Annotated in this window: 8 protein-coding genes and 2 pseudogenes; 4 read left to right on the top strand and 6 right to left on the bottom strand. The window is 61.8% G+C overall.

Going from position 1 to position 7,970, the window contains the following annotated elements:
- Positions 1–371: 371 nt before the first annotated feature.
- On the bottom strand, positions 372–854 hold the full coding sequence (locus PSEMO_RS15955; RefSeq protein ID WP_075803939.1) for a DUF6392 family protein: 483 nt from the start codon (positions 852–854) through the stop codon (positions 372–374).
- A pseudogene (locus PSEMO_RS32540) lies at positions 855–1,832 on the bottom strand (S-type pyocin domain-containing protein).
- 46 nt (positions 1,833–1,878) lie between these two features.
- On the opposite strand from PSEMO_RS32540, the gene PSEMO_RS33825 reads away from it, so the two are divergent.
- A complete protein-coding gene (locus PSEMO_RS33825; RefSeq protein WP_075803937.1) occupies positions 1,879–2,082 on the top strand; it encodes a hypothetical protein in 204 nt (67 codons plus the stop codon).
- Between the two features lie 91 nt (positions 2,083–2,173).
- Here the strand turns inward: PSEMO_RS33825 and PSEMO_RS34300 are convergent.
- Positions 2,174–2,335, bottom strand: a pseudogene (locus PSEMO_RS34300) (hypothetical protein); the annotation flags it as partial.
- Positions 2,336–2,824: 489 nt separating this feature from the next.
- Between PSEMO_RS34300 and PSEMO_RS15940 the strand changes: the two are divergent.
- Entirely contained in the window at positions 2,825–3,067 is a 243-nt protein-coding gene (locus PSEMO_RS15940) for a hypothetical protein (RefSeq protein WP_075803936.1), read from the top strand.
- 100 nt (positions 3,068–3,167) lie between these two features.
- Here PSEMO_RS15940 and PSEMO_RS15935 read toward each other — a convergent pair whose 3' ends face one another.
- Positions 3,168–4,145: a TauD/TfdA family dioxygenase gene (locus tag PSEMO_RS15935; RefSeq protein ID WP_075803935.1), complete on the bottom strand. Its 978-nt coding sequence runs from the start codon at positions 4,143–4,145 to the stop codon at positions 3,168–3,170.
- A 225-nt stretch (positions 4,146–4,370) separates the two neighbouring features.
- Here PSEMO_RS15935 and PSEMO_RS15930 point away from each other — a divergent pair, with 225 nt between their 5' ends.
- Positions 4,371–5,561 (top strand): PepSY-associated TM helix domain-containing protein, encoded by a 1,191-nt coding sequence (locus PSEMO_RS15930; RefSeq protein ID WP_075803934.1) that lies wholly within the window; start codon positions 4,371–4,373, stop codon positions 5,559–5,561.
- A complete protein-coding gene (locus PSEMO_RS15925) occupies positions 5,558–6,097 on the top strand; it encodes a thiamine pyrophosphate-binding protein (protein ID WP_075803933.1) in 540 nt (179 codons plus the stop codon). Before PSEMO_RS15930 ends, PSEMO_RS15925 begins: the two co-directional genes overlap by 4 nt.
- Before the next feature lie 105 nt (positions 6,098–6,202).
- Here PSEMO_RS15925 and PSEMO_RS15920 read toward each other — a convergent pair whose 3' ends face one another.
- Both PSEMO_RS15920 and PSEMO_RS15915 read right to left on the bottom strand, forming a co-directional pair.
- Positions 6,203–6,424 carry an MbtH family protein gene (locus tag PSEMO_RS15920; RefSeq protein ID WP_075803932.1) on the bottom strand — a complete coding sequence of 74 codons (222 nt, stop codon included), beginning with the start codon at positions 6,422–6,424 and terminating at the stop codon, positions 6,203–6,205.
- 52 nt (positions 6,425–6,476) lie between these two features.
- A complete protein-coding gene (locus PSEMO_RS15915) occupies positions 6,477–7,871 on the bottom strand; it encodes an aspartate aminotransferase family protein (RefSeq protein WP_075803931.1) in 1,395 nt (464 codons plus the stop codon).
- Positions 7,872–7,970 lie beyond the last annotated feature (99 nt).

The raw sequence follows: 7,970 nt of genomic DNA, 5'->3' as shown, positions 1-7,970 counted from the left end.
GTGGGTCCTTGCTGATCGGCGTGACCGTGGTTTGGTCGTATCAACAAGAACGAACTGGGAGGGAAATATTTAGCAAGGATTGGCGTTCGCCGACGACGCGATCAAGGTAGGCGCTTGGCTTGCCCGCGAAGGGCCACGCAACGCTCACACGACGGTGTGAACAGTAAGAGTTTTGGATCGCTGACGCGGTCCTTCGCGGCGTGGGGATCTACACATCTCGCGCCGATGCGCAGATGTTGGTTCCACACAGGGCTGGAGCGTGGTTCGGCGGCCCGACAAGCCACGCTCCAGACAGCGCAAGTCAGTAAGTCACAGGTGGGTCTATGGGTGAGCGGATTTATTCGCGATTGTTCACGAAGCAGGCCAGCCTTTCAGTCGTGACCGGTATCGATCAAGCGGAAAGCCAAGCCAACAGCAACCTTATCTGCCCCGAACTGAATTGCGACCTCGGCATTCTGGTGTAGAGATCCATCAAGCCGGTAGGCATCCCAGCCTCCAGTCATTCCAATCGGCAGTGGGAGTTTTGTTGGCCCCAGTGAGCGATCAGGTACTCCTAGCCTCGCATGCACACTGGGTTGATCCATCTTGTGGGTAAAAGGCAGGGGCAACTCACCGACATACACAGTCTCTCCCTCGAAATACGAGGCCAAAGTTACAGTGATTCGCTCTAATCTTTCAGTTTTCTCCCAGAACCATAACTCCATGCCAGGCTCGACTTTTTGAATCAAGTCTTCATTCTCGCCTTCCTTGAAAAGAGGGCGTAGTGGCTCGTTGCGGATTAGATTTTCTGCTATGAGTTCTTTGTAGGTGCGGCCCAACCCCTTAACCAAGCTAATCAGTTTCTCGGCGTTCATTTAGTACCACCCTTGTTTTTCATTGATTTTATGCATCGTAGACAGCTTTTCTTCGAGCGTTTCTTCCGAAAAACCGCTTTCTAAAAGGTTAGGCTTGATTGCATTGAAGTTGCTATCCACTGCAGCGCGCAGATCTCCGGCATCTAAAAATTGTTTGTCATGGGTGTTTCGTCCGCCGTAAGCTTCGCTGTACTTCTGATGCGTTGTTGCGGGTATCGCAATGCTAGCGACGCCCCCCATCAGTCGATCGACTTGTTCAGTTGTAAGGTTCGCCATGTGGTATCTCAGATAACGACGCACCGCTGCTTGTGAGGGCATGTGATCCACATGTAGCCCATTACGAGGACGTCCACTGAATGCACCATAGATATCAACCTCCAGCACCTCCACCGCCGGCTTGGCAAATACCAGATAAAGCGGCGGCACCCCTGAGTCCGCCGGGAACGTCAGGATCACGTCTTGCCAGGTAATGTCCTCGGCATCCTGCCCCGGATAGGTCGTGATCTGACTGTCCCGTCCGTTGGGGATGGGGTGGACGAGAATGTTGTCCAGTACGTCCGGACGGGCGCCGGGGTAGGTCGTAGGAGCGGTGACCAACGGGCCGTTGTTGGGCGTCCAGGTGATCGTCAGGCCATCGAGGTGCGCTTCCATCGCGCTTTTGTCGGCGTTCTAGTGCGCTCGCTGGACCTGGACGCGATCTTCGCCACCGTAGTGGCTGAAGGTATGGAAGCCATAGATCTGCACGACGCCCTGGGCATCCCGGCGGAACTGGAAACGCACCCGGGTCAGCGCCTGGCTCATTTCCCGGAGCTGTTCTTCGGTGTAGAGCGTCCCGTCGGCCAGGTCGGATGGCCATAGCGCCAGCAGTAAGGGATTGGCGGCACTGGAGAGTGACGAGGCGGCAGCGCCAAGTCCACGGACCGCCCAGGTTCCAAGACCTTCCAGCAGACCGCTGCCAGCGACCCGGCCAATCGACACGCCTGCCAGCGCTGTTCCCGCTGCTGTTTCGCGAGCGGTTGGCCCGATGACCGCGACCCTGCCGAAGTTGGAGATGGGCTCCGGAGAGCAGGTGTCTTTGGTGGTGCCAAGGCAGGACCGGGCGAATACCCGAGCAGGCATTGCCGTTGCCGCGCTAGGCGTAGTGCTGGTTGTCGTATTGGCGGCCGGTGTTTCAGCCAGGGTCGCTGCCTGTGCCGCCGTGGTTCGGGCTGATGCCGGGCTGCTGTGATCTGGGTGGTGGAGCCATAGACCACATGGTCCGGGCAGCGACAGGCCACCCGGTCGCCAGTGGCCACATAAGGTTGGTCTTCGCACCAGTCGATGGCCGTGCCAACGATCGGGAAGCTTCCGTCGCACTTGTCGCACCGGGCCAGGTCGCCAGTCTGGACGATGGGTTTGTCCCCTTCGTACCAGGTGGCGGTAGCCGATAGGACCTGGCCGTAGGTCGTTTTGTCGCCAAGGCATGCCAATGGTCTCGCCATAAACCCTCCGTAGTTGTTGAGGGGGCGGATCATTGATGTGAGAAGGGGGCGGGGTCAGCAGGGCGATTCCCAGTGTTATGTGGGAAATTTCGGCAATCTGTCCGAGCGACGTTAGGAAGAGGAAGCGCCTCACGTAGGAATGAATCTGTGCTCTACAAGATGTTGCATATCAGCTGCGAACTTCACCAATTTCCGACTTTCTTGTAGGCAATTTCCCAAGCATACTCGCCGGCCTGTTTTTTGGTTGCGTAGGGTGGAAAGGGTGCCTAGTCTGCGTCGGTCGTTGCTAATGCAGTGACCGGATTAGCAGTCCGAAGCCCTAGTAAAAACCACCAGCCAACCTTTTTATGGCGGCTGTACGTGTGGGCACCTTCGGGTGCGCCGGGTATTTGGTTCCTAGGGCTCGGTCTGCTAACCCGCGTACAGTCGCCACCCTTCGTTTAGCAGCGAATTGTGGTTTTTCATCCTTGAAACCTAGGAACAGAAACCATGAAAAAGCTCGTCCCTGATCCACCTTATGTACTCTGCACTACACCCGGCCTCACCCGCGAGGAAGCCATGCAGCATGCGCTGGACCACCTCGGCAAGGCCCTCACCAATGTGTCCCTCCTGCCGGCTCCACCCATGGAGCACCACCTGGAAATGCTCAACAATGCGCTGCTCGATCTGCAAATCAGCAAGGCGTTGATGACGGTGGCGGTGGCGGCTTCGACCTTGAGTGTTCAGGTCTGACAGATCGCCGCATACCTCGGACGCGTGGCTTGTCGGACCTTCGCGGCGGTTCGGCGGCCCGACAAGCCACGCTCAAGAGCAGTCCGTGCTCGCTTCTTGCTCAGCGCTCCGAATACCCCTGCGCCATCGCCACCACCACCTTCCGCTTCCCGGTAAACGGCGACCGCGCATGCGCCGCCAACATGTTGTCGAGCATCATCACGTCGTTCTCCAGCCACGGGAACTTGATGGTGCATTCGTCCAGCACACCCCGAACCTCATCCAGCAGGTCCACCTCGATCGGCGAGCCATCGCCGTAGTAGACGTTACGCGGCAGATCCTCCTCATCCACCACATCCAGCAAGCTCTCACGCACTTCCGACGGCAGGTTGGAGACGTGGAACAGGTGCGCCTGGTTGAACCAGACCTTGTCCTGGGTCACCGGGTGCGTAGCCACCGACTGGCAGATCTGCCGGGTGCGCAGTTCGCCGTCATCCTTCCATTCACACTGGATCGCGTGCGCCCGGCAGTACGCCTCGACCACGCTTTCGTCCTCGGTGTTGAACACCTGGCTCCATTCCACATCCAGGCCGTTGCCGTAGTTGCGCACGTACATCAGCTTCTTCTCGACGAAACGCTCGCGGATCCGCGCCGGGATGCGCCGGTAGATTTCGCGGCTGTCGGCAATCGGCGTTTCACCACCGGTCTCGGCAGCGATCATGCTGTAGAACCAGATGCGCATCGGCCAGTCCAGGGTGTAGGCCTGCTCGTTGTGCAGCGGGATGCTCTGGTGCGCCGGGTATTCGGTGGAGGTGTAGACGCCCTTGGTCACGTTGCTGCGCGGGGTCGAGCCAAATTCGTAGCTGAGCAGCGGGTCACCGAAACCCGCGGCGAATTCGCGGAAGCGCTCGGCACCACCCACCTCGAAACCGCGGAAGAGAATGCCGCCGGCGGTGTACAGGTGCTGCGCCACCAGCGGCTTGAATTCGCCAAGCGCTTCCATCAGGTCCAGCCCCGGCTCCGGCGCTTCGATCAACATGGGCAAGGTGCCCGCCCCGGCGAGCAAGGGGCGGATGTCCAAACTCAACGCATGACTCATGCAAATTCTCCCTGAAGGGTACGGCCGCCCGGTCCACAACGGTCGGGCACGCCTGGTCTGCTGATGGAACGTTTGGCCAGTGCGGAAAATTAACCCCGCCGGGCAGTGCAATGGCGGGCAGAAACATTTGCTTGCATCTACAGAGGCGGTTTGGCTTAAAGCCGCCCTGCCCTTGTTCGTAAAGAAATGGATGTCTTTCACGGATTTGCAGCGAGAGCGTTACCCATGTCGAAGAAGTCCCGCTCGAAACTCTGGTTTCTGGTGCACAGCTGGCTGGCCCTGCCGATCTGGTTCTTCGTCCTGATCGTTTGCGTCACCGGGACCCTGGCGGTGGTGAGCAAGGAGATCATGTGGCTGGCCTACCCGGAGATGCGCGCCACTGCGCCGTCCGACGACGCCCAGCGCCTGAGCTTCGAGGCGATCAAGGACCATCTGGCGCAGAAGCACCCGGAGGCGATCATCGCCGCGCTGTACCAGCCGGACGGCGATTATTTCGCCCTCAACGCCACCATCAACCTGCCCGGCGGGCGCACCAGCATGGCCTACGTCAACCCGTACAGCGGCGAGATCCAGGGCTTTGCCCCGCAGTTCGACTTCCGCCGCTTTACCCGCGCCCTGCATGGCTGGTGGCTGATCCCGGCGACCAACGGTCATTCCTGGGGCTGGTACCTGGTGTCCTTCCTCGGCCTGCCGCTGCTAGCGTCGCTGATCACCGGGCTGGTGGTGTACAAGCGCTTCTGGAAAGGCTTCTTCAACCCGGTGCTGCGCCTGCGCCACGGCGCGCGGATCTTCTGGGGCGACCTGCACCGGTTGAGCGGGATCTGGTCGATCTGGTTTATCGCGACCATCTCCATCACCGGTACCTGGTTCCTGGTCCAGGCGCTGCTGGAGGACAACCAGGTGAGCATTTCCAGCTATTCCCCGGCGACCCTGGTGATGGCCCACAACAGCGTACCCCTCACCGCCGACGGCGAACCGCCGCCGATGATCAGCCTGGACCGCGCCGTGGCCATCGCCCGGGAGAAGATCCCCAGCCTGGACACCAGCAACATCATCATGCCGAGCAACACCTACGGCACCCTGCAGGTCGGTGGACGCAGTTGGTATCCGCTGATTCCGCAACTGGTGGATATCCATCCCTATACCGGCGAGATCGCGGCGTCCCATCTGCTCTCGGACCGTACCGGGGTGGAGCTGCTTACCGAATCCATGCGCCCGCTGCATACCGGGGATTTCGGCGGGTTCTGGATCAAGGCGATCTGGGCCTTCTTCGGCCTGGTGCTGAGCCTGATGGTGCTCAGCGGGTTGCTGATCTGGACCAAGCGCACCGCCCTCGCCACCGCCGCCGCCCTCAAGCGTGAAGCCCGGGAAGCGCGCAAGCCGCGTCCCGGCAAGACCGTGGAGAACACCCTGTGAGCAAGGACCTCGCTGCCCGGCCCGAATCGGCGCTGGGGCGTTTCTGGCGCAAGTGGCGCTTTCATCTGAATATCCTGCTGATCCTGATTCCGCTGGGCTTCATGCCGCGGTATTTCGCCGAGACGGCGTTGTTTCGTGGGGACCGGGGGCTGGGGCAGCGGGTGGTCGGTGATATCCAGGTCGGGCCGTGGAGCCTGAAGCTGGCCGAGCTGAAGGAGCGCGGGCCGGAGCTGGATGGTGCGTCCGGGTATATGAAGAGCTTCAATGCCGAGCTGTGCGAGGCCTGCGCCAGGCGGGTCAAGGCGACCTATCTGCGGATCGGCAAGCCACGCAGCCTGCGGGCGGCGGGCGTGATTTTCTTTGGTTCGGCACATCGGCTGGGGGCCGGGTTGCCGGTGCCGAGGAATACGCCGGTGGATGCGCAGTTGTGGATCACCATGGAAGGCTGGGACGGGGCGGTGCACCAGGCGGCGATTCCGTTGGCGCAGGCTTCGCCGCGGACGGTGGAGTGGTTGGAATCGCAGGCGGGCAGATGACGATGCGGTGACCTTCGGGGCCCTATCGCGGGCAAGCCAGCTCCCACAGGGTCTGCGGCGCGACACAAACACAAAAAAGCCCCGGTCTTCACCGGGGCTTTTGCTTTACTGCGCGGCCTGCGCTTCCATCTTCTGCCGCAGGCTCAGCGGACGCATGTCGGTCCAGACCTCTTCGATGTAGGCCAGGCAATCCTTCTTCAGGCCGCTCTTGCCCACGGTGCGCCAGCCCGCCGGGACTTCCTTGTAGTCCGGCCAGATGGAGTACTGCTCTTCGTGGTTGACCACTACCTGGAACTGGATGTCGTCACGGTCGAAAACTGAAGTCATTGCTGCTCTCCGAAAATAGATATGCAAATAGACGTGCGGGGACGCCAGAAAATTAGAGGCTGGCGACCGCCGCCGCCAAGGCCCGGCCGAAGATCGCCGAGACATCGTCGACCTGCTCGGCAGTAATCACCAACGGCGGCAGGAAGCGCACCACGCTGCCATGCCGGCCACCCAGCTCGAGGATCAGCCCGCGCTTGAGGCATTCACGCTGCACCAGCGGCGCCAGGCGCGGGAAGTACGGGGCGTGGCCGAGGGCATCGCGCTCGCCTTCCGGGTCCACCAGCTCGATCCCGAGCATCAACCCGCGGCCGCGGATATCACCCAGTTGCGGGTAGTGCTTCTGCAGGTCGCGCAGGTGCCCGCCCAGGCGCTCGCCCATGGCCGCGGCGTGGCTGCAGATGTCGTGTTCCTTGAGGTAGCGAATCACCGCCGAGCCCGCCGCCATGGCCATCTGGTTGCCGCGGAAGGTCCCGGCGTGGGCACCCGGCGCCCAGCTGTCCAGCCACTGCCGGTAGACCACCACCGCCAGCGGCAGGCTGCCGCCGATGGCCTTGGACATGACCACCACATCGGGGATGATCCCGGCGTGCTCGAAGGCGAACATCTTGCCGGTGCGGGCAAAGCCGCTCTGGATCTCGTCGACGATCAGCGCCACCCCGGCCTTTTCGGTGATGGCACGCACGCCGCGCAGCCAGTCCAGGTCCGCCGGGATCACCCCGCCCTCGCCCTGCACCACCTCGACGATCACCGCCGCCGGCAGTTGCACACCGGCTTCGGGATCGTTCAGCAGGTTTTGCAGATAGGCCAAGTTGGCCTTGACCCCGGCCTCGCCGCCGAGGCCGAACGGGCAGCGGTAGTCGTAGGGATAGGGCATGAACTGCACGCCGCTGCTGAGCAGCGCACCCAGCGGACGCTTCGGCCCGAGACTGCCCATCAGGCTCAGGGCGCCCTGGCTCATGCCGTGGTAGCCGCCCTGGAACGACAGCACGGTGCTGCGCCCGGTGGCGGTGCGTACCAGTTTCAGTGCGGCTTCCACCGCGTCGGTGCCGGTCGGGCCGCAGAACTGGATCTTCGCGTCCGCCGCCAGTGCCGGTGGCAGGATGCTGAACAGGTCCTGGACGAACTGGTCCTTGACCGGGGTGGTCAGGTCCAGGGTGTGCAGCGGCAGTTCGTCCGCCAGCACTTGCTGGATGGCCTCGATCACCACCGGGTGGTTATGGCCCAGGGCGAGGGTTCCGGCGCCGGCCAGGCAATCGATGAAGCGCCGGCCTTCGACGTCCTCGACATGGATGCCCTTGGCCCGTTTCAGCGCCAGCGGAATCCGCCGCGGGTAGCTGCGCGCGTTGGATTCCTGGCGGCTTTGCCGGGCCAGCAGGGGCGACTCGTCGAACTGATAGAGCGTTTCGCCGGCGTCCTGGTCTTCGGCAAACCTGATAGCGACTGACATCTGTGCAACCCTCAAGAAAGTTGGATGAGGTGAGTTTCCTTCCTGGAGAAACGCTCCAGCGCGGTGCGGATTTACAGGGTGAAACAGATTTTTCCTGTT

The organism is Pseudomonas putida (assembly GCF_001941965.1).
Taxonomy (GTDB): domain Bacteria; phylum Pseudomonadota; class Gammaproteobacteria; order Pseudomonadales; family Pseudomonadaceae; genus Aquipseudomonas; species Aquipseudomonas putida_L.
Note: the sequence above shows the minus strand (reverse complement) of the source record. Positions and strands in the feature narration are given on the sequence as shown.

Bases quoted from the DNA above. Each gene is read 5' to 3' on its own strand.
- PSEMO_RS15935 (WP_075803935.1), bottom strand. From the start codon at position 4,145: ATGAGTCATGCGTTGAGTTTGGACATCCGCCCCTTGCTCGCCGGGGCG.
- PSEMO_RS15940 (WP_075803936.1), top strand. From the start codon at position 2,825: ATGAAAAAGCTCGTCCCTGATCCACCTTATGTACTCTGCACTACACCC.
- PSEMO_RS15955 (WP_075803939.1), bottom strand. From the start codon at position 854: ATGAACGCCGAGAAACTGATTAGCTTGGTTAAGGGGTTGGGCCGCACC.
- PSEMO_RS15920 (WP_075803932.1), bottom strand. From the start codon at position 6,424: ATGACTTCAGTTTTCGACCGTGACGACATCCAGTTCCAGGTAGTGGTC.
- PSEMO_RS15915 (WP_075803931.1), bottom strand. From the start codon at position 7,871: ATGTCAGTCGCTATCAGGTTTGCCGAAGACCAGGACGCCGGCGAAACG.
- PSEMO_RS33825 (WP_075803937.1), top strand. From the start codon at position 1,879: ATGACCGCGACCCTGCCGAAGTTGGAGATGGGCTCCGGAGAGCAGGTG.
- PSEMO_RS15930 (WP_075803934.1), top strand. From the start codon at position 4,371: ATGTCGAAGAAGTCCCGCTCGAAACTCTGGTTTCTGGTGCACAGCTGG.